A 23,492-nucleotide genomic window follows, 5' to 3' on the forward strand; every position below is an offset into this window, starting at 1 on the left:
TACGCGTGCCCTGGTCAAATGATGGTCTTGAGGCAAAACAGTGTGGTGCCCGTATCGTCTTCGCGTTGATGAAACGCGAATTCGAGCGGTGCACTGGCGTCGCGCGCCATCGTCAGGAAACCCAGTCCCGCGCCTTTGCTGTCGGCAGGCGTGTCGGCGCGCAACGACATCTTGTATGCCTGCTTGATCTCTTCGATCGACATGTTGCGCAGCGGCTCCAGCTTCTCGCGCAATTCGTCCACGGCCGACGTCGCGATGGGATTCACGCATACCATGAGGTGGCGCTCGTCTTCGGCGGAAATGCACATCGCGCCTTCGCGAATCGCACCGCCCTGGCCTTGATCTTCGGAAAGCGCGTCGCACGAGTAGTGCACGATATTGTGCGAAAGCTCGATGAACGACGAAAAGATCCTTCTGCGCGTGGACGTGCTCAGTCCTGCCACTTCCAGTTGCAGCTTCACGACCTCGCTCATCGCCGCGACGATGCTGTGCGAGAAATAGCCTTTGTGATAGAAGAGCAAATTGCGCTTCTGTGCGATTTCGAAGAAGCAGCAGTTTTGATCCAGAATTCCAGACATATTGGTGAACTACCTCAAACTCGTGCGAAGAAAAGCGTGACATCGTCGCGGCGCGCCTGCGAGCCCTGCCATTCGGCGAAGGTTTCGAGCAAGCGTGCGCAGATGAAAGAAGAAGCATGCTCGCGCTCAGCGAGAATCCGGTCGAGCGCGCGGCGTTTTCCGAAGGCGATGTTTCGCGGGCCGCCAATCTGGTCGGTCAGGCCATCCGTGGAGACGAACAGCAAACTGCCGTGCGGCACGGCTACGGCGTGCTGGGTCCACGTGTAATCGGCGAGGCTGTCCACATAGCCCACGCCCATGCGGTCGCCGGCAATGCTCTCGAACCCGGCGGCGTCCGCACGCAGCACATGCAGCGCGACCCGCGCTCCGGCGAAATGCAGCACCTGGCTGGCGGCGTCGAACCAGAAGAAGGCAGCGTCGAGCCCGTCATTGGACTGCGGGGCGTCCCCCGCGCCGTTGATTTGGCCGAGCAGGCCTTTCACATTGCGATTGACGGCTGCCAGCAGCGAGGAGGGATTGCGCGGACCGATCTGTTCGAGCGCCTGCGAAAGCGATGCCGAGGCGAGCAAGGTCATGAATGCGCCCGGCACGCCGTGGCCCGTGCAATCGGCCACCGCACCGAACCAGCCGTCGGCGAACGCCGCGAAATGGTAGAAGTCGCCGCCGACTACATCGCGTGGCTCCCAGACGAGCGCGGCATCGGGCAGCATGGTCGCGAGCGTCTCGCGCGAAGCGCGCAGCATGGCTTGCTGGATCACGCTCGCATATTCGATGCTCTGCATGATCTGACGATTCTTTTCGGCCTGCATTTCCGCGACGACGGAGAGGAGCCGCAAGCCATTGCCCACGCCAACGAAGCGGCCTTCGCGCGTCACGATGAAACCGTCCACTAGCGCCTTTTCACCGACTTCGACGGTTTTGAACGTAAGCGCTTCGATGCTCATGTCGACGTCGACGATCAATGGCGCCTTGTCCATGAACGCGATGCAACTCTTCTTGTCGTATAGCTCGCGATGAAACGGCTTGCTCATTTGCGACAGGAAAATATCGCGGTTGATTAGGCCGATAGGGCGGTCGTTATCGACCACCGCGAGACTGGCCATGTCGCGCCTCGAATAGAAAATCTCCATGACAAGAGAATTCGAATCCGAGGCGTCGATGGCGGGTACTTCCAGAGCCAGTTCCCCGGCGCTGCGCGGGCCTACGGGAAGTCCCGGACGACGAAACTGCGCGAGCGCGGGGTGCATGACTATCCATTCCGATTAATATGGAGAATCAGCACGCTAATGGCTATTTATGTCATTCTCGTTACATGAGCCCGAGTAAGCGCTCAAGTTCGCTTGTTTAATACACCGTAATGATCGGCGAGCGACGCGCTAACGTTTGCGCGTTTTTTTCGCTACCTTTGGGCAAGGTTTCGGTGCATCACACTTCAATGTAAATCCGTCCACTTTCGACCTTCGCCGGATACGTTGCGAGCCTCTCGCATACTGGTGCGCAAAGCGGCTTGCCATCACGCACGTCGAAGCGTCCGTTGTGCTTCGGACATTCGATCACATGGCCCATGACGAGGCCGTCGCTCAGGTGGACGTGTTCATGCGTGCAGAGCCCGTCGCTCGCGTAGACCTGGTCTTCCACGCGGTAGATAGCAAAGGTGCGTGAACCGTGGTCGAAGCGCATGACGTCTTCGTCTTCGATATCGTCGAATGCGGCTGCGTCGATCCATTGCGTCATGGGTTGTCTCCTGTCTTCATTGAATGGTTGCGCTGGCAACGGGTTGTCAAGCTTCGGCGTGGCCTGGAACCGGGCGCGCCACGTGATACGAGGGGTCGCGTGTTTGCCGCACGAGCGCGGGAATGATTTCCGCGTAGGCGGCCAGGCTGCTGCGATAGGGCGGCGGCATATCCATTTTTACGACTTCGTGCAGGCGCGGTAGTGCGTGAAAAGGAATCATCGGAAACATGTGATGCTCGACGTGATAATTCATGTTCCAGTAGAGAAAGCGGAACACGGGATTCATCATCACCGTCCGGCAGTTGCGCCGGTGATCGAGCACGTTCTCGGGCATGCCCGCGTGCTGCGTGAGGCCGAAGTAGAGATAAAGCCACGCGCCGTAGAGGCTCGGCAGGCCGATATAAAGCAGCGGCAGGATCGTGCGAAAGCCGATGCACGAGCCAATCACGATCGCGTAGACGAAGAGGCTCAGGCGCGCTTCGCGAATCGCTTTGGGCCATTCCAAGGCGGGCACGAAGCTTTGTTCTTCTGCGCCTAGGCGTCCGCATGCGGCGGATATCATGCGCGGCAGTTCACGCGATACGTGCTTGAGCGCGAAGATGTTGAGCGCGAGCGAAAGCCAGTCGGTGGGGCGTGGCGCGGCGATCTCGGGATCGCGGCCCACCACGAGCGTGTCGGTGTGATGGCGCGCGTGGCTCCATCGCCAGATCGTCGCGCAGCGAAATATCTGGAATGACGCGATCTGATACAGCACGTCGTTCATCCAGCGCGTTTTGAATGCGGTGCCGTGACCCGCTTCGTGCCAGCGCGAATCGGCAGGACTGCAATAGAGCGTGCCGTACAGCAGGAACGCGGGCAGGGCCCACCATGAGTGCGCGTGCCAGAGGAACCCGGCCAGCACGCCGCTCGCGACGATGGCCGCATACCAGATCACGGTGTCGCGTATGGCGCGCGCGTCGCTGCGCTGCATCAGCTGTTTCATCACGGGGCGCGGCACGGCGCACCGGTACCAGTCAGCGTTGACTAGGCCTGCTGCGCGCGCGCGTTCGCCTGCGCCGCCGATGAGGCGGTAGTCCGCGTGATGCGGCGCGTAGGCGTGAGTCTCCTGGTCGGCCACGAGTGTCTCCTTGAAGTGTTGGCCACGCGCGGCGTGCAATGCGCCGCGCGTGTCAACACAAAAATAGGTGACGCAAGGCCGGGGCTCAACCGGAAGTTTGACGAAATTTCGTCAGCGAGCTTTCATCGCGGTCAGGCTGCTACGCGTTCGCCTTGTGCGTGTGCGGTGCCCGGCGTATCCGCGCGATCGGCCACGATCACCGGCACACGCCGCGCGAGCGCACACATCAGCTCATAGCCAATCGTGCCCGACGCCTCGGCCACTTCGTCCACGCGCACCTGGTCGCCCCACAGCTCGACGCTCGAACCGATGCCCGCCTGCGGGCACGGCGTGAGATCGACGGTGAGCATGTCCATCGACACGCGGCCCACGACGCGCGTGCGCACGCCGTCCACGGCGATCGGCGTGCCGGTGGGCGCGTGGCGCGGATAGCCGTCCGCGTAGCCACACGCCACCACGCCGACGCGCATGGGCCGGTCGACCTCGAAAGTGCGGCCATAGCCGATGGTTTCCTGCGGCACGAGCGTCTGAATGCCGATGATACGGCTCGTGAGCGTCATGGCCGAGCGCAGGCCGAAGCCTTCTACGTGCCGCGCCACACCCGTGGGCGACGCGCCATAAAGAATCGTGCCCGGGCGCACCCAGTCGCGATGCGCGCGCGGGTGCCAGAGCACGCCCGCCGAATTCGACACCGACTGCTCGCCGGGAATGTCCCGCACGGCGGCGTCGAACGTGTCGAGCTGCCAGTCGACCTGGCCGTCGTCGGCGTTCGCGAAGTGCGTCATGAGGCTGATTGCGCCGATCGACGGGATGGCACGCGCGCGCTCCCATGCCGCGCGATACGCATGAGGGCGAAACCCCAGGCGGTTCATGCCCGAGTTCATCTTCAGCTGAATGTCGATGGGATGCTGCGGCTTCGCCGCAGCGAGCAGATCGAGTTGTTCGTCGCAATGCACGGCCACGGTGAGCCGGTGCGCGACGGCAAGCTCAACGTCGGCGGGCTCGAACACGCCTTCGAGCAGCAGCAGCGGTTTGGTCCAGCCCAGTTCACGCACGCGCACCGCTTCGTCGAGGTCGAGCAGCGCGATGCCGTCGGCGCCCGCGAGCGCCGGATAGATCCGCTCGATGCCGTGACCGTACGCATTGGCCTTGATGACGGCGAAGGCGCGCGACCCGGCGGCGATCTGCTTCGCAAGCTGGAGGTTGTGGCGGATGGCGTCGGGTTGAATGCGAGCGGCGATGGGGCGCGGCATAGGCGTTCCTGTGGGTTGGATGGCTGCGATCTAGTGATTTGTGCAATCGTATTGATTTTTATCCAGTTATCTTTAATGTATTTTTTGATGGATTTGGTTGAATCGACTGCTTTTCCCGGTGAGCCGCCAACGAATGGTAAGTTCATTGCTCCGCGCCCGCCTGCTGCTCCTGGGCGCGGGACTCGAGCAACTGGATCAGCAGGCGCGCAGGGTCGCTGAGCGTGCCTGTCGCGCGATGCACGAGGCCGACGTCGCGGTGAAACGTGTGCTGCCCGAGATCGATCGCGCGGACCTTGGCGGGCCAGCGCCGCCACGCCGACGTCTGCGGCACCAGCGCGACGCCCACGCCGTTCGCAACGAGCCCGACAATGGCCTCGAGTTCGTCGAGTTCGCTCAGGTCCTGCACGGTGTAGTGCATGCGACGCAGGAAGCGGTCCACCTGACGTCCGCCGAACGACGCGCGATCGTAGCGGATGAAGGGCTGCGTCGCCAGCAGTTCGGCCCAGTCATGGCCCTTCACATGGCGCGGCACAATGAGCCGATACGGCTCGCGCGCGAGCGTGGTCCAGCGCAAATCGCTTTGCAGTGCGAAGGGTGGCCGGATGATGGCCGCCATGTCGATTTCGCCAGCATCCACGAGATTGTGAAGCTCCATCGAAACGCCAGGGATCACACGCGTGCGGCAGCCCGCACAACGGCGGTGGAATTCGGCGAGGGCCTCGGGCACGAGCGCGCGCTGCACGGAGGCGATCGCGCCGAGCGTGACGCGCCCGGTCGCCGCGGGGCCGGCCGCGCTCGAACTCAGGTTTTCATAGAGCCGGATGACCTCCTGAGCCTGGGTGAGAATTTGCTCGCCCATCGCATTCAGGCGCGCCGCGCGTCCCTCGCGGTCGAACAGCGTGAAGCCCAGCTCCGCCTCGAGGCGCTGCATTTGCGCGCTGACGGCGGCCTGCGTCAAGCCGATCTTGTGTCCCGCCGCGGCGAACGTGCCTTCTCTCGCTACGGCAACGAGGGTTTTGAGTTCGCGGATCATTCATCAAGAATATTTGTGAATCGAAAAATTATATATTGATTTTGTTTTTGCTTCGGTCTGTCTACCATGACAGGATCGCTTTCGAAGACAGTGGAGACACGCATGTCGCTTTCCCCCTTTCACCTCGCCATTCCCGTTTATGACCTCGCTGCCGCGCGCGACTTCTACGGTCGCGTGTTCGGTCTAGCAGAGGGGCGCTCCAGCGCGCAGTGGGTCGACTTCGACTTCTTCGGCCATCAACTCGTGATTCACGAGCATCCGAAAACGGCCTCGCAGGACCATGCGCACACGAATCCCGTGGACGGCCACGACGTGCCCGTGCCGCATTTCGGCGTCGTGCTGAGCTGGGGCGACTGGGAGGCGCTGGCCGAGCGTCTCAAGACATTCGGAGTGAAGTTCGTGATCGAACCTTACGTGCGCTTCAAGGGGCAAGTGGGCGAGCAGGCCACGATGTTCCTCCTCGACCCGTGCGGCAACGCGCTCGAATTCAAGGCGTTCAAGGACATCGGCCAGCTTTTCGCGAAGTGAGCGTGGATGCCCGCGCGGCGATCAAGGCGCGGTCGCGGGCATGAACTTGAACGACGGCGTCGCCACGAAATTGCCCGACACTTCACCTGAATACACCTGGCCCGAATCGATGGTCAGCTTCATCACGGGCGCGCCGGGCTTGAGGTCGAGTTTGCTGAGCGAGATCCAGAAGGTGTCGGGGCGTGTGGCGGAATCGAAGTAATAGACGCGGTTCGTCTGGTCCGCCACCGTGCGCCAGATCGTCGACGAAAGATTCGGCATGTTGGGCGTGGAGATGCCGAGCGGCACGCTCACGGAGCGCATGAGGCTCATCACACTCGCCACGGCCTGATAAGCCGGGTTTTGCTGCGGCACGCCCGCCATATAGGCAGGGTCGGGCTTCTTCGGAATGGCATCGAGTAGAAACGAGGCACGCACGAAGCGGTCGGCCGCGCGATTCGTGCCAGGCAGAAAGGCGAGGCCGCCCACACCTTTCCAGTACGTGTCGAGCGCGAGTTGCTCGGGGTAGATCGGCGAGTTCGTCATGACCTTGTACGCCTTGTCGTGCATGATCACGAGCTTGCCGTCGAGATATTCGAGAATGGCCGAGTCGCCTTGCGAATCGGAAAGCGCGAGGTGGATCGTGATCGGTTTGCCGTCGGGAAGCGGCGGCGCAATGATCTGGAACGGCTCGTGGCCAAGCGCTTCGACGGCCTCTCCAACCGTGGCGAAATTGTCGAGCACGTATTGCGCCCACAGGCTGATGGCGAGCGGCTGCCGCCCCGAATTGGGCTTGCCGTAATCGGTTTCGGCGAGATAGAGCGCGTTGGCCACGAGGCCGCGCTCGTTCATGCCGTCCACGCTGCCGATGTCGTATCCCGAGACCACTACGCTGCCGTATTTCGAGCGCCAGTGCGGCGAGCGCGGGCCCGCGTTGCCGTCGCGTTCCATGCCCGCCGGAAAGACCCAAAGGTTCGAGCGCATGTCCTCGGACCAGTCCATCGAACGCCCCGTGATGACGAGTCCGCTATCGCCCACGTAGAGCGCGCGCGTGCAGGCTTGCGCGGTATCGATGACGAGGGGAGCCGCGAGCAAGGCAAGCGTTGTGGCAAGCACGCAGGCTTTCAGGCGCAGATGCGAACAAACCAGACGGGACATGATGGCGTTCCAGTTGCAGGACGAGCCGATCATGTCACGGAACTCGCTTTGGCCCGTTCGAACGTGCCAAGGGGGCAAGCATGCCCTCGCGCCAGCTATGCGACGCGGATAGCGCGGTGCAGTTGTCGCCGGCCGGCTGGCGGTTTATCGGAGGCATCAGTGACGCAGATGAAGCACGGCGCGCGCATGCCCGACTGCGACCCGTCGCGAGTACTGAGCCGCCAGTTCATTCTGGCAGCCGCCAACAATAATCAGTAAGACTGAAGATCGTAAGAACGCCGTCGTGCAGTCGTCTGAACGCTACGGCTGCTGCCAGCGGAAACGATCGCCGCGCAAGGGCGCACCTCGATCGTCGAGCTTTTCATCGCCGCCCGGGAGCGTTTCGAAATACGACCTGCCATTATTCTCGGGCCCCGTGTGCAACGCGGCGCGGGAAATGCCTGGCGGGATAGACGAGGGCGAGGCAGGAGGCCAGTGCAGCGTGGCAGGCGCCGCGCTCTGGGCAGAGGGCAGATCCGTGTTTTCGTTTGCGCAGGCGCGGCCCATAGCCCATGCGGCCGGGACCGAAGCCAGAACGATCAGCACGGGGAACGTAGCGTGTTTCATACGCGGCCACCACGTGAATGGACTGACTGGGCCTGTATTTTATGTCGCGACTTAGCGTATTTCCAGGCGCCGACATCACGCAGAGCAGCAAACCGGGTGCGCCAGCGCCATCTTTCGAGCGGCTGTCCAATCCACGAAATCGTAGGTGATTCATTCGCTAAACAGACATTGTCTGGCCGCTTCGAGTCCGTTTTGAGCAGTATTTCGGGGGAATACGTCAAAACTGACGAATGCCGTACGGATTCTAGGAAAAGTCGTAAGGGTTTGTTAATATCGCCCGCCAGTGATAATGAGAATGCTTCTCATTGAAGTTTCCGCGCGCACTGGCGAGACGACCCTTCCAAAACGACATGAACAACCGAGAACACGCGCGGCGCGCCCGACGCACGCAGCCCCGGCCCATGCGGCCGTTGCATTTTGCGGCCTGGCTCACTTTTGCGGCGGCGCAGGCCGCCGTTGCCCAGACAGACACTCCGGCCACTGTGCAGGACGGCGCCGCGGCCGCCACCAGCACGGACCAGGCGCTGCCCGCCGTGAAGGTGAGCGCAAGCCAGGTCGCCGACTCGCCGCTGCATCTGAATACGCCGGTGAACAGCGGCGCGCTCGGCACGCGCTCGCAGCTCGATACGCCGTTCTCGACCACCGTCGTGACGGGCGAGGACCTCGCCGAACGCCAGGTCTACAAGCTCGGCGATGTGTTCGCCGGCGACGCCTCGGTCAGCAACAACAGCAACGCCTATAACGCGTGGGCCACCTACATCACCATTCGCGGCCTGCCCGTGGACTGGCAGAACGGCTTTCGCATCGACGGCAATCCGTTCATCTCGTACGGCATCACCATGCCCTACGAGCAACTGGAGCGCGTGGAATTGCTCAAGGGCCTGGGCGGCTTCATGTATGGCTTCGCGCAGCCGGGCGGCCTCGTCAACTACGTGACGAAGCGGCCGGACAAGGACCCGGTCACGAGCCTCGACGTGGGCTATCGCATGGACGGCGTGCTAAGCACGCACGTGGACCTGAGCCGCCGCTTCGGCCCCGACGACATGTTCGGTGCGCGCCTGAACTACACGAAGGAAGCGGGCAAGACCTATAACGCCGGCGATATCAACCGCAACTCGGTTTCGCTCGCGCTCGACGGCCAACTCACCCGCGACCTGCAGGTCTGGTTCAACGCGCTTTACCAGACCATCCGCTCCAGCGGCCAGACGCCCGCGATTTACACGGGCAGCTACACGGCGTCGAGCCTGCCTGCGGTGATCAGCGGCGGCAGCAATCTGCTCGGCGGCACCGACCAGCACATCAACACGAACCTGCAGCTTTACACGGCGGGCGTGCGTTACCAGATCACGCCCGACTGGTCGTTCACCACCTCGGGCAGCTACAGCAAGTCGGCGCGCGATCGCAATGAGAGCACGCTCACGCTGCTCAACCAGGAAGGCGACTACACCGACGCGCGCTGGAACGGCGACGAAGGCCATCAGGACATCTACTGGCAGGGCATGTTCGAGGGCAAGGTGAAGACCGGGCCGTTCACGCATCAACTCGTGATTGGAGGTGCGTACCAGCACCAGACCAACAACTACGCGTCGAACGCGATCTACACGGTGCTCGGCAACGGCAATCTGTATCAGCCCAATCCGTGGCGCTACTATTCGGGCTCCGGGCTCGAAACGTACCGCGCGAGCGATATCACGCAGGCGTCGGCGTTCGTGAGCGACACGATGCAGATCACGAGCCGCTGGTCCGTGCTCGCTGGCCTGCGTTACACGAACTATAGTCAGAACAACTACGCAACCACGGGCGAAAAGACGTCCCAGTACAGCCAGAACGGCGTACTCACGCCGACCTTCGCGCTCATGTACAAGCTCGAGCCGAACACGACGCTGTACGCGAGCTACGTCGAGGCGCTGGAGCAGGGCGCAATCGTGGACAGCATCTACGCGAACGGCGGCGCGATGCTGCGCCCGCTGCGCTCGCGTCAGTATGAGATCGGCATCAAGAGCGAGCACGAGCGCTGGAGCGCGACGGCGGCGCTGTTCCGCATCGAGCGCGGCGCGGCTTATGCAAACAGCGACAACGTCTATGTGCAGGACGGTAATTCGATCTACGAAGGGATCGAGGCGGGCGGCAGCGTGCGGCTTGGCCGCAGCTGGCAGGTGGCAGGCAGCGTCACGCTGCTCGATACGTGGTACGCGAAGGGACAGTCGTACAACGGCAATCGCGTAGCCGGCGCGCCGACGTTCGTCGCCGCGGGCCGCGTGAGCTACGACGTGCCTTATGTGCCGGGCCTGCAACTGGCTGCGGATGCGAAGTTCACGGGCAGCACGCAGGTGCGTCCGGCAAACAATCTGGAAACGGGCGGCTACATGCTCGTGAACGTGGGCGCGAACTACTTCACCCGCATTGGCGGCCACGACGTGACGTTGCGCGCGGCGATCGACAACATCACGAATCGCCGCTACTGGATGTTCCAGTACGCCGATTACATCGCGCCGGGCGACCCGCGCACGGTCAGCCTCAACGCGAAGATTGACTTCTGAACGTTCGATTCGTTTGAACGAGCGGGCGCATGCCGGGTGGCCGGGATGCGCCCGTTAGCCTTTGAGGTTACGAAATCGGTTGCGAATTCGGCATCGGGTTGCCGAGATCGTCGGTTGGCACGTATTGCTGATCGAACGCCGCGACATACAAGGCCCATTCGGGGTCGCCCAGATCCACGAGCAGCGCGCCGTCCTCCCAGATGTCGTTGTGGTCGTTCGCGTCGTTGCCCGCCGTGTGGATGAACTCGCCCTTCGAACCCTGGTTCATGTGGACGTCGTGAATGCCGTCGCCTTCGCTGTAGAAGCGGCCGAACACGTACACGTCTAGCGAGGATTGTTGCGCGCGCAACAGAAGACGCTTCAGCGAGGCCACGGGTTCCACCTGGTCGGAGCCGTCCATCACGTCGCTGTTGCGCCACGCACCTGTATTGGCGAGAAAGTCGCTGCGCTCGAAGTCGATGGCGGGCAGCGCTTCGGTGCCCGTGAGATCGGTCTGGCCTTCGGCCGCGCCCTCTAGCGTGGCGAGCACGTTGTGATTGAAGTCAAACACGAGCTTGTACTTGAGCAGGTCGTCGGCATCCGTGGTGCCCACATTGACGGCGATGTCCCATCGCGCGCCGTCGATCGTCACACCGAAGTGCAGGTGGTATTGGACTTCGTGAGGCCGCCGCGTGGCTTTCAACTGTGGTGCGGAAACGATCTTCGCCTTAATGTAGCCGTAAGGAAGGGCCATCGCGCGCTCCTCTTTGTTCGGTGGGGTTTGCCATTGTGCCGCGCGAACGTGAACTTGCGCTTACAGTGTGCGCGTGAGGGTGTGTCTTCGCTTTTCGGATTCGCACTGTGGCTGTCGGCGCACTTTCACTCGCGCGCGAATTCGCGGGGGCCGGACATCGCGAACCGGCCGCGCGAGCGTACGAAGAGAACGGTGGCTTGAGGCGGGCACTCAAGCCGTATTCTTCGCGCCACGCTTCTTCTGTGCCGCGCGCTCTACGAGATGCTCAACCATGCGCTGCGCCGCGGGCTGCAGCGTGTCGAACGCACGAAAGCAGACGATGAAACGCCGCCGCGCCCAGGCGTCGGTGAGGGCAATCGTGCGCACATCCATGATGCGCCGGTAGGTGTTGCTCACCTCCTGGGGCACGACGCTGATGCCGAGATTGGCGCCCACCACGCGGAACGCCGCGTCGAGCGTCGACACCACCGCGCGATACGTGACCGTACGCCCGCTGCGTGCCGCCGACTGCCGCAGCATCGTATGGACGGCGGTGGAGGGCGGCAGGCCCACGTGCTCGTAATCGAGCGTCTCCTCGAAGGCGATGGTGCGGCGCTTCGCAAGCGGGTGCTCGGGGTGCACGGCGAGCACGAGCCGGTCTTCGCGCCAGGGGCGCGATTGCAGTCCCCCGAGTTCGACGTTGTCCCAGCAAACGCCTAGCGAGGCCGCGCCGTCGCGCACGCGTTCCACGAGTTCGTGCGACGTGCGCTCCTCCACGTTCACGCGAATGTTCTTGTACGCGGGCAAGCGCATGAACGACGCGAGATCGTCGAGCAGCGCTTCGGCGATCGCCGAGGCCGAGGCGCACACGCTCACGCTGCCCGAGAGGCCGCTGCCGAGCGCGGCAACGTCGCTGGCCGCGCGCTCGAGCGTGAAGATCACGCTGCGCGCATGCTCGAGCAGCGCGAGGCCCGCCGCGGTGGGCTGCACGCCACGGCGCGAGCGCGTGAGCAGCGGCACGCCGAATTCGCTTTCGAGTTGAGCGATGCGCTTGCTGATGGCGGAAGGCTCGATATGCTCCTCGCGCGCCGCACGCCCCATGTTGCCGTGCTCGCACACACTTATGAGAAGGCGCAGGGTCTTGAGGTCGATGTCGTGCACGGGGTCTCCTTTCTGCATTTTCTGTGTTTCCGGATTGGAATCTTGACGCTTCCAAAATACCGCTTTATGTATTTTGCGGAATGCCTAAAGTTAGCACATCGCTGGAGACAAAAACGGAGACACCTTCATGCCCCCATTACCGCAGCGCTGCGTGATACGCGAGGTCGGCTTGCGCGACGGCCTGCAGAGCATCCAGACCGTGCTGCCCACCGAGCACAAGATCGAGTGGATACGCGCGGCACACGAAGCTGGCCAGCGCGAGATCGAAGTGGGCTCGTTCGTGCCCGCGCGGCTCTTGCCGCAACTCGCGGATACGGCAGAACTCGTCGCTTACGCGAAAACGCTGCCGGACCTCATCGTCTCGGTGCTCGTACCGAACCTCAAGGGCGCCGAGCGCGCGTTGGAGGCGCAAGCGGATCTCATGCTCGTGCCGCTTTCTGCGAGCGAGGCGCATAGCCTTGCGAACCTGCGCAAGACGCCAGACGAAGTAGTCGCCGAAGTGGCGCGCATGCGCGCCGCGCGCGACGCCAGTGGCGCGAACACGCTGATCGAAGGCGGCATCGGCACGGCCTTCGGTTGCACGCTGCAAGGTCGCGTCGAGCCCGCCGAGGTGCTGCGCTGCATGCAGGCGCTGCTCGACGCAGGCGCGGACCGCGTGAGTCTCGCCGACACCGTGGGCTACGCGAACCCAGCCGCCGTGCGAGCACTCGTCGAGGCCGCGCGAGAGATCGCGGGCGAGCGTTTGTGCTGCGCACACTTTCACGACACGCGCGGCCTCGCGCTCGCCAACGTCTACGCGGCGCTGGAGGCGGGCGTGACGCGCTTCGACGCCACGCTTGGCGGCATCGGCGGCTGCCCGCATGCGCCGGGCGCAAGCGGCAACGCGTCGAGCGAAGACCTCGCGTTCATGCTCTCGGACATGGGCATCGATACCGGCATCGACATCGAACGGCTGCTCGCGCTGCGCGCGCGCGTGGCCGGGTGGCTGGAGGGCGAAACGCTGCACGGCACGCTCTGGCGCGCCGGCCTGCCGAAGACCTTTGGCGCAATCGCGCATCACGCCTGATTAGTTGGAATTCCTTATGAATACGCAAAACCGGTTGCCACTCGAAGGCGTGCGTGTCGTCGAATTCACGCACATGGTCATGGGCCCCACCTGCGGGATGATCCTCGCGGACCTCGGCGCCGAAGTCATCAAGATCGAACCGCCCGGCGGCGACAAGACGCGCAATCTGCCGGGCCTCGGCATCGGCTTTTTCCGCTCGTTCAACCGCAACAAGAAGAGCGTCGTGCTCGACATCAACACCGAAGCGGGGCGCGCGGCGGCCGTCGAGCTGATCGGCGAATGCGACGTGATGCTCGAAAATTTCCGGCCCGGCCTCATGGAAAAGCTCGGCCTGGATTACGCGACGCTCTCACAGCGCTACCCACGTCTCATCTACGTCTCGCATAAGGGCTTTTTGCCGGGCCCCTATGAAAAGCGTCTCGCGCTGGACGAGGTCGTGCAGATGATGGGCGGCCTCTCGTATATGACCGGGCCTGCGGGGCGGCCGCTGCGTGCTGGCACGTCGGTCAACGACATCATGGGCGGCATGTTCGGCGCGATCGGCGTGCTGGCGGCGCTGCGCGAGCGCGACGCCACCGGGCGCGGCCAGGAGGTGCAGAGCGCGTTGTTCGAGAACTGTGTGTTCCTGAGCGCGCAGCACATGCAGCAATACGCCATGACGCACGAAGCGCCGCCGCCCATGCCTTCCCGCGTTTCGGCCTGGAGCGTGTACGACGTGTTCACGCTCGCAGAGGGCGAACAGCTTTTCATCGGTGCGGTGAGCGACAAGCAGTTCGTGACGCTTTGCGACGTGATCGGCTGCCCGCAGCTTGCCGCCGAGCCTCACTTCGCAAACAACGCCCTGCGCGTGGCCGTGCGGCGTGAACTGCTCGAACGCCTGGGCGCGGTGCTAGCCACGCAGCAGGTCGCCGAACTCATGCCGCGTCTCGAAGTGGCAGGCATTCCGTACGCGCCCATCGTGCGCCCCGACCAGTTGCTCGACGATCCGCACCTCAAGGCGAGCGGTGGCCTCGTGCCGATGCAGACCGACGACGGCGGCACGACCGAAGTCGTGCTGCTGCCGCTCATGATGGACGGCCGCCGTCCCGGCGTGCGTCAGCCGCTCGCGCGGGTGGGCGAGCATACCGAAGAGGTGCTGGCGCGACTGAAGTCACGCGCAGCGCGCTGAGCAAGCGGGCCCGGCGTTCACAAGAATGACGCCCGGCGAGGCGTCGTCACGGAGACATGTATGCAACGAACCCTCGGCGCGGACGATCCGCTCGACGCCGTCACAGCCGCACCCGTGGGCAATCGCGCGGCGGCAGCGCTTTCCGCACGGCTCGACCGCCTGCCCGCCACGCGCCAGCTCTGGATGCTGGTGATGCTCATTTCGCTGGGCGGTTTCTTCGAGGTCTACGATCTCATCTTCACGGGCTATATCGCACCGGGCATGGCCAAAAGCGGCATGCTGCAAACCACCACGCACGCGTTTTTCGGCTTCAACGGCATAGGCGCCTTCGTGGCCGCGACTTTCGCGGGTCTTTTCGTCGGCACGTTCTGCTTCGGCTGGCTGCCCGACCGTTTCGGACGACGAAGCGTTTTCACGTTCTCGCTGCTATGGTATTCGGCGGGGTCGGTGGCGATGGCGTTTCAGCATACTTCGCAGGGGCTGATCCTGTGGCGCTTCATCACGGGCATCGGCGTGGGCATCGAGATCGTCACCATCGACAGCTACGTCACGGAGATGGTCCCGCAGCAGATGCGTGGCCGCGCCATGGCGTTGAATCAGGCGATCATGTTTTCGGCAGCGCCCATTTCGGCACTCCTTTCCTGGTGGCTCGTGCCGCTGGCGCCGCTCGGTCTCGACGGCTGGCGCTGGGTCGTGCTCGCCGGTTCGCTCGGTGCAGCGATCGTTTGGTTCGTGCGCCGCGCCGTGCCGGAAAGCCCGCGCTGGCTCGTCACGCACGGCCAGACAGAGGCGGCTGAACGCGTGATCGCGCAGATGGAGCAGCGGGCCGTGCGCGAAAGTGGCAAGGCCTTGCCCGAGCCTTCGCCGACGCTCGTGCTGCCCGCGCACCGGCGCGCTTCGCTCGCGGAGCTGTGGAAGCCACCGTACCGCGCGCGCCTCATCATGTTGATCGCGTTCAATCTGTGCCAGGCCGTGGGCTATTACGGTTTCGCGAACTGGGTGCCCACGCTCCTGATCGGGCAGGGAGTGACCGTCACGAAGAGCCTGCTCTATGCGGTCGTGATCGCCATCGCGTTGCCGTGCGGACCGTTGCTCGCGATGCTCGTGGCCGATCGCATCGAGCGCAAGTGGCTCATCGTCGGTTCGGCATTTGCGGTTATCGTGTTCGGGTTGCTGTTTGCGCAGGCGCGCGGGCCGCTCGCGCTCATTTCGCTCGGTGTCCTGATCAGTCTCGCGGGCCAGACCATTTCTGTGTGCTATCACGCCTATCAAGCCGAGCTTTTCCCAACGGCCGTGCGTTGCAGCGCCAATGGCATCGTCTATTCCGCGAGCCGCGTGGGCGCGATGATGTCGGGTTTTATCATCGCCGCGTTGTTGCGCGATTTTGGCGTGAGCGGCGTGTTCGTCGGCGTCACCGTGTGCATGGTCGCGGTGATGATTTCCATCGGCGGGTTCGGGCCGCGCACGAATGGCGTGCGGCTCGAAGAGCTTTCGGCGTGAGGGGGAAGGGAAGGAGGCGTGCCGGCCAGCACGCCTGCTATGGCAACGCTCAGGCTGCGGCGATCACGTCGATGCGCAGCGCAGGGCCGCCTGCTGCGATTTCCAGCAGACGGTCGACGTTCGGGTGCGCGCCCGGACGGTTGCGCGCATCGGCGGTGTGTTCGGCGAACACGGCGAGGCCATGCTCGGCGGCGTTGGTGTCGAGGGTGCCGAAGGCTTCGCGCAGATAGTGGTAGACCGCGAGCGAGCCCTGCTTGCCGGGCTTGTTTTCGATGCTCGCGGCGACGTTGCCCTGAGCGTCCACGAGATCGATGCGCTCGATGCCGTCGATGCCCGGCAGCAGTGCGAGATTGTCCTTGAAGACGGCGCCCGGTTGAATTGCCTGAATCACTGAAAACACTCCGTTGGTTCGGTAAATGGCGTTTGGGGAGCCGTATCTTAGCCGATCGGGGGGAGTCGCGTCAGGCCCCGTTCGCGCCCTGCAACGCGCTGTCGATCGCGGCGGCCACGCTCAGCACGTGCGCTTCGCTTTCGGCGAGTCCCGCCACGCTCCTCATTCCTCTCCCACTGCCGAAAGCGGCGCAGCCACATGCTCGAGCGACTTGCGTTCCGCGTCCACGCCCCAGATCGCGGCCACGAGCGCCGCCCCGAGCATGAGCGCCGAGCCAACCACATAGCCCGTGAACACCTCGCTGCGCTGGTGCGTATCGATCAGTCGTCCGAAGAATGCCGGGCCGATGATGCCGCCCAGCGCCGTGCCGAACGCATAGAACACGGCGATGGCAAGCGCCCGAATCTCCAGCGGAAACGATTCGCTCACGGTCAAATAGGCCGAACTCGCGGCTGCCGAGGCGAAAAAGAAGATCACCATCCACGCGACGGTTTGCATCGTCGCCGTGAGCATGCCCTGCTCGAACAGCCAGCCGCTCACCGTGAGCAGCACGCCTGAGAGCGCATAGGTCGCGGCGATCATCGTGCGGCGGCCAATCACGTCGAACAGACGCCCCAGCAAGAGCGGCCCGAGGAAGTTGCCGAGTGCGAACGGCAGCAGGTAGAGGCCCACGTCGCCGCCAGGCACGTGATAGAACTCCGTGAGCACGAGCGCGTAGGTGAAGAAAATGGCGTTGTAGAAGAAGGCCTGCGCCGTCATGAGCGAAAGACCCACCAGCGCGCGCCGGCGGTGCCGCACGAAGATGGCGTGGAACACCGCGCGCAGTGGCGTATGGCTGCGCGCATGCAGACGCAGCGGGTCGTTGGGCGGGTCTTCCAGCGTATGGCCAGCATCGCGAAAGCGCGTTTCAATGTTCGCCACGATCCGTTTGGCTTCCTCGTGCTCGCCGTGCGTGAGGAGCCAGCGCGGGCTTTCGGGAATCCAGCGGCGCATGGGCAAGATGATGAGCGCGAGCACCGCGCCGATAAAGAAACACACGCGCCAGCCCCAGTCCGCGGGCAGCAAGTGAGGGTCGAGCAGCACGAGCGAGCCCGCCGCGCCGATGCCCGCGCCCACCCAGAACGTGCCGTTGATGCTGAGGTCGGTCCAGCCGCGCACGCGCGCGGGCGTGAACTCCTGGATCGTCGAATTGATGGCCGCGTACTCGCCGCCGATGCCCGCGCCCGTGATTGCGCGGAACGCCACGAAGCTCGCGAAGCTCCACGAGAACGCCGTAGCGGCGGTGGCAAGCAGATAGACGGCGAGCGTGATGAAGAAGAGCTTGCGGCGGCCCAGCCGGTCCGTGAGCCAGCCAAAACCGAGCGCGCCGCACACGGCGCCCGCGATATACGCGCTGCCGGCGAGGCCCACCTGCGCGTTGTCCAGATGCAGCACCGGGCTCGTTTTTAGCGCACTCGCTACGGCACCGGCCAGCGTGACTTCGAGACCATCGAGCAGCCAGGTGACGCCCAGCGCCACGACGATGAGCACGTGAAAGCGGCCCCACGGCAAGCGGTCGAGGCGCGCGGGCAGCGTGGTTTCGATGATGGCGGGCTTATCGGTCGTCTCGGTCGTGTTTGGCGGATTCATCGGGCAAGGCGGGGTTCGGCACGCGATGCCTTGTAGCATGCGACGTTCCTGAAATGCGGGCGCTTTAGAACCCGCGCCGAACCGTCACCGTTGCGCCCGTGCTATGCGAATGAAGAATGGCGACGCGCGCGGTGGCGGAAAACACCCACTCGTCAACGGTCAGCGAGAGCCTGCGCTGAGGCTGCGCGCCAATGTTCAGCGTGCTGTCCGGCACCTGAAGAATCGAGAGTTGCGGCGCTGTGGAAGGGCCCATCTGCAGATAGTCGGAACCGGGCCGCGCAGCCTGTTGCTCGCCATAACGGCTCCCGGGCGCGGACTTCACGAAATCGTAATGGTATTTGTCCTGCGCCACCGGCGCGGTATAAAAACTTTCGACTTGCGCGTAAAACGGCTTTGGCTGATTCGCCTGATATTCCAATTCGTACCGGTGCAGGTACGCCTGGGGTTCCGGTGGTAGCGCTGGAACCACTTCCATAGGCATGGACGGGATATTGGCGACCGTCATGGTTTCGGGAGCGTTCAAGCCGGTGCTCTGAGCGAACGCATAACCGCTCAGCATAAAAAAGGCTGCACCGACAATCTTTTCGTTCAGGCACGTCATGAGCATGCCTCCAATGACGAACTCGAAACATCGAACTGCCGAACGTTCCTGCTGAACAGACTACCTTTGCGTCAACTGCACCAATGCATTCTAGTACCTGATTTGCTTCCTGCCAGCCGAATGTGCGCGCACGCCATACAGATGGATGCAAAGTCCACCAGCTAGTGGATTGGTATGAAATGTCGTTGCCTAACATCGCGGACGATATGACCGGTCCAGACGCCAGGAAGACCACCCGCAGCGGAAGAAATTGCGCATGGTCGTGCGTATACGCGATGGGCTCGAGCCAGGGGCGAGCCCATCGGCGCCAGCGTATTCGGGAAAATACGAGTGCGGTCTAGATCGTGCCGAAGAGCGCGCGCGGCCGGTCCTGCAACGTGCGCGCGAGGATCTTCAGTGCGCGCGCCAGTTGCTCCCGCGAGGTTGCACACGCGAGGTTGATCCGCACGCCGTGCTCGAGCGTCGAGCGGTCCACGGCGAACGCCGAGGCGGGCATGGTGTTCACGCCGCGCGCCAGTGCGTTGGCGGCGAAGTCGTCGGAACGCCACGGGGCCGGCACACGCAACCAGACGAACATGCACGCCGGGTCGCTGTTGAGCAGTTCGCGCGGCAAGATTTCGAGCGCGAGTTCCTGCCGTGCCTGCAGTTCCGCACGCTGCGCATCGAGTATGAGGTGCGCGGTGCCGTCCTCGATCCAGCGCGTGGTGATGAGCGTGGTGAGCGGCGCGGGCATCCAGGCCGTCGTGCGCACGGCTTCGGCCGCGAGCGCCGCGCCATGCGCCGGCGTGAGCAGATAACCAATGCGCAGACCCGGCGCGAGCACCTTCGAGGTGGAGGCCACGTGGAAGGTCAACTCGGGGCACAGGCTCGCGATGGTCGGCAGGCGCTTGCGCAGCAACGGCCCGTACACATCGTCCTCGATGATCGCGACGTGATGCCGCCGCGCGATCTCCACGAGCGCGAGGCGCCGCTCGAGGCTCATCGTCACGACGCTCGGGTTCTGCAGGTTCGGCACGGTAAAGATCGCCTTCACCGGCATGCGGCGGCAGGCGTCTTCGAGCTGATCGGGCAGGAGGCCTTCGGCATCGCTCGGGATACCGACCAGCTCGAACTGGAACACGGGCGCCAGCGCCTTGAGGCCGTAGTAGGTCAGCTTGTCGGAGAGGATCACGCCTTCGTGTCCCATCAGGCTGCTCAGGACCGCATAGAGGCCGTGCTGCGCGCCGCTCGTCACGACGAGATTGTCGGGCGAGGGCGTGAAGCCGGGCGCGGCGATCCACTGCGCGCCCGCCGCGCGCGCCCATTCGGCACCCTGGGGCGGCTGGTATTCCTGAGTCTCCGCAAAGCGCGGGTCGCGCGGGATCGACGTCATCGTGCGGGCGAGCTGTGCGAGGAATTCGCCGGTCGCCGGGCGGTTGACGGTGAGATCGACCACGCCGTTCGCTTGTGCGCCGCTCGCGTCCGCGCTTCGCTGCGCCGAGGCGCCGACGGCCGGCATGGCCCCGCCGGTGACGATCGAGCCGCGCCGCTTGCTCGCGACGATCAGCCCGCGCGCCTGCAACTCCTTGTAGGCGCGCGAAACGGTGGAGACGTTGATGCCCAGCTCCACGGCCAGATCGCGCTGCGGCGGCAAGCGGCTGCCAGGCGGGTACTGACCGCTGCGCACCTGCTCCTCGAGATTGCGGGAGACCTCCAGATACGTGGCTTGACGACCCTTTGTCTGGATATTGTCATCCGTTTTTGTCTGGTAATCGTCGGCTTTCATGCAAGTAGTAACTCCATACAAAACTCGATCGTCTGCCACATCGCCATGCTGTTCAGAGACACGTCTCCGGTGCCGCTATCGCATCTTTAACCTAATAATGTGATGTCTGGCAAGAGTTTATCTGCATATGACGTGGGCAGTAAGGCCAAACGCCAGGGAAATTCCTGGTCTCCACACAAAGACTTTTCAATTGCACACAAAAAATTATTGTGTGAGTATGAATCCAAGGTTTTGTTCGGCCAGCAGTTCGGCGCAACACGCACTGTATTACAGGAGGACAGGCTCGTGGCAACCCGGCAACCCACACCCGCTTCAGGCGGAACATCCACACCCCTCGGCCATTCGCTGCGCAAGCGGCACGTCACGATGATTTCGCTCGGCGGCATCATCGGCGCGGGGCTGTTCGTCGGCAGCAGCGCCACCATCAACGCGATGGGGCCCGCCGCCTGCCTGAGTTATCTGCTGGCGGGCATCGTCGTGCTTTTCGTCATGCGCATGCTCGGCGAGATGGCGCTCGCGCATCCGGGCGTCGGCTCGTTCACGGAGTTCACGCGCATTGGTCTTGGCGACTGGGCCGGCTTCACGAACGGCTGGCTCTACTGGTACTTCTGGGTGATCGTGGTCGCCGTGGAGGCGGTGGCGGGCGCGGGCATCCTGCAGCGCTGGATTCCCGCCCCGGTCTGGGTGATCGGGCTCGTGCTGCTCTCGTTGATGACGGTCGTGAACCTGCTCTCGGTGAAATCGTATGGAGAATTCGAGTACTGGTTCGCGTCGATCAAAGTCGCGGCGATCATCGTGTTCATCGTGGTGGGCGCGAGCTATCTGTTCGGCTTCAGCTCGTGGCACCAGACTGTGAACAACCTGAGCGGCGACCACGGCTTCATGCCGTTCGGCGCGATGTCGATCTTCGCGGGCGTGCCTACCGTGATCTTCGCCGTGGGCGGCGCGGAGATCGCGACCATCGCCGCGGCCGAATCCGACGATCCGGGCCGCAACGTCGCGTCGATGACCCGCTCGGTCATCCTGCGCGTCATCACGTTCTATGTCGGCTCGCTCTTCGTGATTGCGTGCATCGTGCCGTGGGCGAGCATCAAGGTGGGCTACTCGCCGTTCGTGGCCGCGCTCGAAACCATGCATATTCCGGGCGCTGCGGACATCATGAATGCAATCGTGCTCGTGGCCGTGCTGTCGGCGCTGAACTCCGGGCTCTACGTGTCCTCGCGCATCGTGTTCCGGCTTGCGGAACGCCGCGACGCGCCGCGTGCGCTGCTCACGCTCTCGAAGAGCCGCGTGCCGCGTCTGGCGGTGCTCGCGAGCAGCATCGTCGGCTACGTGGCCATCGTGGCGGCGATCGTTTCGCCGCAGGGCGTGTTCCTCTATCTCGTCAGTGCATCGGGCGCGGTGATGCTGTTCGTGTACCTCTCTATCGCCGTCTCGCAGATCGTGATTCGCCGTCGGCTTGAGGCAACGGAACCCGAACGGCTCACGTTCAAGATGTGGCTTTTTCCGTGGCTTTCGTGGGCCGTGGTAGTGGCCATTGCTGGCGTGCTCTGTGCGATGGGTTTCGATCATGCGCTCTCGGGGCAGCTCATGGCGAGCCTCGCGAGCCTGGCGGTGGTGTCGGCGGCATACATGCTGACGCGCAAGAGGACTCACGTGGAGGATTTCCGTGAGCCCGCAACCAACTGGAAGAAGTAATGGCGCAAGTGGCTGTCATCGGCGCGGGGTTCGTGGGGTTGTCGTGCGCTTACTGGCTCATGCGCGACGGGCACAGCGTGACGCTGTACGACGCGCAAGGGCCGGGCGAGGGCGCCTCATACGGCAACGCGGGCACGTTCGCGAACTACGCGTGCATTCCCGTGAACAATCCCGACGTGTTTCGCAACATCCCGCGCTTTCTGTTTTCGTCTACGAGCCCGCTGCGCATTCGCTGGGGCGACGTGCCAACGCTCACGCCGTGGCTCGCACGCTTTCTGCTGAGCGCCACACCGCGCCGCTACGGGCGCAGCGTGAATGCGCTCGCGCAACTGCTCTCGCGCGCATTCGAGGGCTACCGCGAGATGCTCACTGCCGACACACTCGCGTCCTTCGTGCGCGAGCGCGAATGCCTCTATCTGTATTCGAGCGCGGCATCGTTCGAGGCTGCGCAACCGGCGCTTGAACTGCGGCGCTCGCTAGGCGTGGAGTTTGAAACGCTCGCGCGCAGCGAAATCGCACAACTGGAGCCGGGCCTCGCGCCGCTCTTCGCGCAAGGCACGCTCTTCAAGGGCAGCTGGTTTTTGAGTGATCCGCGCGGCTTTCTTCAGGCCTTGCATGCGATGTTGACCGAGCGCGGTCTCGTGCACCGGCGCGTGGCCGTCGAGACGCTGGAGCCTGCGCGAAGTGCCGTGAATCTGATCGATTCGGCGGGCGAGACGCATGACGCCGAACAGGCCATTGTGTGCGCCGGCGCGTTTTCGGCTCGCTTCGCGCGCCAATGCGGCGACGCACTGCCGCTAGGCGTGGAGCGCGGCTATCACGTGCGCTTTCCTGGCACCGCTAACCGTATTTCGCGGCCGTGCGGCTGGGCCGAGCGCGGGTTCTACATGACGCCGATGGACGGCGGCATTCGGGCGGCGGGCACCGTCGAACTGGCAGCCAACGGCGCGGGCAAGAACGCGGACCTGCTGCGGCTTTTGACGCGCTCCGCGCAGGAGGCGTTGCCCGGATTGCCGGAGCCGGACAGCGACTGGCTTGGTTTCAGGCCGAGCATGCCCGACGCGCTACCCGTGGTGGGCGCGTCGAGCCGCTCGCCGCGCGTGATCTACGCGTTCGGGCATCAGCATCTTGGCGTAACGCTCGGCGGCGTGACGGGCAGCGTGGTTGCCGATCTCGTTGCGCAACGCGTGCCCGCTCTCGATCTCACGCCTTATAGTCCGCGTCGTTTTTAGCCGTGTTTACAGGTACTTTCCAGCCACCAGCCACGTAACACCC

The 23,492-nt window shown here is 63.9% G+C and carries 21 protein-coding genes; 7 read left to right on the forward strand and 14 right to left on the reverse strand.

Annotated elements, in window-relative coordinates; all coding sequences use genetic code 11:
- Nucleotides 1-14 precede the first annotated feature (14 nt).
- The 6 genes from L0U83_RS33335 to L0U83_RS33360 form a co-directional block, all read right to left on the reverse strand.
- The gene (locus L0U83_RS33335; RefSeq protein ID WP_233888425.1) at nucleotides 15-578 is read right to left on the reverse strand and encodes a SiaB family protein kinase; all 564 of its coding nucleotides are present in this window, start codon (nucleotides 576-578) and stop codon (nucleotides 15-17) included.
- Nucleotides 579-592: 14 nt separating this feature from the next.
- Nucleotides 593-1,708: a SpoIIE family protein phosphatase gene (locus L0U83_RS33340; protein WP_233889120.1), complete on the reverse strand. Its 1,116-nt coding sequence runs from the start codon at nucleotides 1,706-1,708 to the stop codon at nucleotides 593-595.
- Nucleotides 1,709-2,003: 295 nt separating this feature from the next.
- Nucleotides 2,004-2,312: a MocE family 2Fe-2S type ferredoxin gene (locus L0U83_RS33345; RefSeq protein WP_233888426.1), complete on the reverse strand. Its 309-nt coding sequence runs from the start codon at nucleotides 2,310-2,312 to the stop codon at nucleotides 2,004-2,006.
- A gap of 46 nt (nucleotides 2,313-2,358) precedes the next feature.
- The gene (locus L0U83_RS33350) at nucleotides 2,359-3,429 is read right to left on the reverse strand and encodes a fatty acid desaturase family protein (protein ID WP_233888427.1); all 1,071 of its coding nucleotides are present in this window, start codon (nucleotides 3,427-3,429) and stop codon (nucleotides 2,359-2,361) included.
- 131 nt (nucleotides 3,430-3,560) lie between these two features.
- Nucleotides 3,561-4,682: an alanine racemase gene (alr, locus tag L0U83_RS33355; RefSeq protein WP_233888428.1), complete on the reverse strand. Its 1,122-nt coding sequence runs from the start codon at nucleotides 4,680-4,682 to the stop codon at nucleotides 3,561-3,563.
- Between the two features lie 142 nt (nucleotides 4,683-4,824).
- Nucleotides 4,825-5,715, reverse strand: a complete 891-nt coding sequence (locus tag L0U83_RS33360; protein WP_233888429.1) for a LysR family transcriptional regulator — start codon at nucleotides 5,713-5,715, stop codon at nucleotides 4,825-4,827.
- A gap of 102 nt (nucleotides 5,716-5,817) precedes the next feature.
- On the opposite strand from L0U83_RS33360, the gene L0U83_RS33365 reads away from it, so the two are divergent.
- On the forward strand, nucleotides 5,818-6,243 hold the full coding sequence (locus L0U83_RS33365) for a VOC family protein (protein ID WP_233888430.1): 426 nt from the start codon (nucleotides 5,818-5,820) through the stop codon (nucleotides 6,241-6,243).
- A gap of 21 nt (nucleotides 6,244-6,264) precedes the next feature.
- Here L0U83_RS33365 and L0U83_RS33370 read toward each other — a convergent pair whose 3' ends face one another.
- Entirely contained in the window at nucleotides 6,265-7,380 is a 1,116-nt protein-coding gene (locus tag L0U83_RS33370) for a linear amide C-N hydrolase (protein ID WP_233888431.1), read from the reverse strand.
- Nucleotides 7,381-7,680: 300 nt separating this feature from the next.
- The gene (locus tag L0U83_RS33375) at nucleotides 7,681-7,986 is read right to left on the reverse strand and encodes a hypothetical protein (protein WP_233888432.1); all 306 of its coding nucleotides are present in this window, start codon (nucleotides 7,984-7,986) and stop codon (nucleotides 7,681-7,683) included.
- A gap of 401 nt (nucleotides 7,987-8,387) precedes the next feature.
- Between L0U83_RS33375 and L0U83_RS33380 the strand changes: the two genes are divergently transcribed.
- Complete coding sequence (locus L0U83_RS33380; RefSeq protein WP_233888433.1) at nucleotides 8,388-10,526, forward strand: TonB-dependent siderophore receptor; 2,139 nt, start codon at nucleotides 8,388-8,390, stop codon at nucleotides 10,524-10,526.
- A gap of 67 nt (nucleotides 10,527-10,593) precedes the next feature.
- Here the strand turns inward: L0U83_RS33380 and L0U83_RS33385 are convergent, their stop codons facing one another.
- A complete protein-coding gene (locus L0U83_RS33385) occupies nucleotides 10,594-11,259 on the reverse strand; it encodes a DUF2278 family protein (RefSeq protein WP_233888434.1) in 666 nt (221 codons plus the stop codon).
- A 210-nt stretch (nucleotides 11,260-11,469) separates the two neighbouring features.
- Complete coding sequence (locus L0U83_RS33390; RefSeq protein ID WP_233889122.1) at nucleotides 11,470-12,399, reverse strand: LysR family transcriptional regulator; 930 nt, start codon at nucleotides 12,397-12,399, stop codon at nucleotides 11,470-11,472.
- 127 nt (nucleotides 12,400-12,526) lie between these two features.
- On the opposite strand from L0U83_RS33390, the gene L0U83_RS33395 reads away from it, so the two are divergent.
- From L0U83_RS33395 to L0U83_RS33405, 3 genes are read left to right on the forward strand one after another with little or no spacing between them, the layout of a single operon-like run.
- Complete coding sequence (locus L0U83_RS33395) at nucleotides 12,527-13,465, forward strand: hydroxymethylglutaryl-CoA lyase (RefSeq protein WP_233888435.1); 939 nt, start codon at nucleotides 12,527-12,529, stop codon at nucleotides 13,463-13,465.
- 16 nt (nucleotides 13,466-13,481) lie between these two features.
- Entirely contained in the window at nucleotides 13,482-14,633 is a 1,152-nt protein-coding gene (locus L0U83_RS33400) for a CaiB/BaiF CoA transferase family protein (RefSeq protein ID WP_233888436.1), read from the forward strand.
- 60 nt (nucleotides 14,634-14,693) lie between these two features.
- Nucleotides 14,694-16,133, forward strand: coding sequence for an MFS transporter (locus L0U83_RS33405; protein WP_233888437.1), 1,440 nt, complete (start codon nucleotides 14,694-14,696; stop codon nucleotides 16,131-16,133).
- 49 nt (nucleotides 16,134-16,182) lie between these two features.
- Here L0U83_RS33405 and L0U83_RS33410 read toward each other — a convergent pair whose 3' ends face one another.
- The 4 genes from L0U83_RS33410 to L0U83_RS33425 form a co-directional block, all read right to left on the reverse strand.
- A complete protein-coding gene (locus tag L0U83_RS33410) occupies nucleotides 16,183-16,521 on the reverse strand; it encodes a DUF2322 family protein (protein ID WP_233889125.1) in 339 nt (112 codons plus the stop codon).
- A 165-nt stretch (nucleotides 16,522-16,686) separates the two neighbouring features.
- Nucleotides 16,687-18,153, reverse strand: a complete 1,467-nt coding sequence (locus L0U83_RS33415; protein ID WP_233889128.1) for an MFS transporter — start codon at nucleotides 18,151-18,153, stop codon at nucleotides 16,687-16,689.
- Nucleotides 18,154-18,217: 64 nt separating this feature from the next.
- Nucleotides 18,218-18,754 (reverse strand): hypothetical protein, encoded by a 537-nt coding sequence (locus tag L0U83_RS33420; protein WP_233888438.1) that lies wholly within the window; start codon nucleotides 18,752-18,754, stop codon nucleotides 18,218-18,220.
- A 337-nt stretch (nucleotides 18,755-19,091) separates the two neighbouring features.
- Nucleotides 19,092-20,519: an aminotransferase-like domain-containing protein gene (locus L0U83_RS33425; protein ID WP_233888439.1), complete on the reverse strand. Its 1,428-nt coding sequence runs from the start codon at nucleotides 20,517-20,519 to the stop codon at nucleotides 19,092-19,094.
- Between the two features lie 366 nt (nucleotides 20,520-20,885).
- Here L0U83_RS33425 and L0U83_RS33430 point away from each other — a divergent pair, with 366 nt between their 5' ends.
- Both L0U83_RS33430 and L0U83_RS33435 read left to right on the forward strand, forming a co-directional pair.
- Complete coding sequence (locus L0U83_RS33430) at nucleotides 20,886-22,217, forward strand: amino acid permease (protein ID WP_233889131.1); 1,332 nt, start codon at nucleotides 20,886-20,888, stop codon at nucleotides 22,215-22,217.
- Complete coding sequence (locus L0U83_RS33435; protein WP_233888440.1) at nucleotides 22,217-23,449, forward strand: NAD(P)/FAD-dependent oxidoreductase; 1,233 nt, start codon at nucleotides 22,217-22,219, stop codon at nucleotides 23,447-23,449. The genes L0U83_RS33430 and L0U83_RS33435 overlap by 1 nt, the downstream gene beginning before the upstream one ends.
- The last annotated feature ends 43 nt before the right edge of the window (nucleotides 23,450-23,492 follow it).

The organism is Paraburkholderia flagellata, from assembly GCF_021390645.1.
In the GTDB taxonomy this organism is placed as follows: domain Bacteria; phylum Pseudomonadota; class Gammaproteobacteria; order Burkholderiales; family Burkholderiaceae; genus Paraburkholderia; species Paraburkholderia flagellata.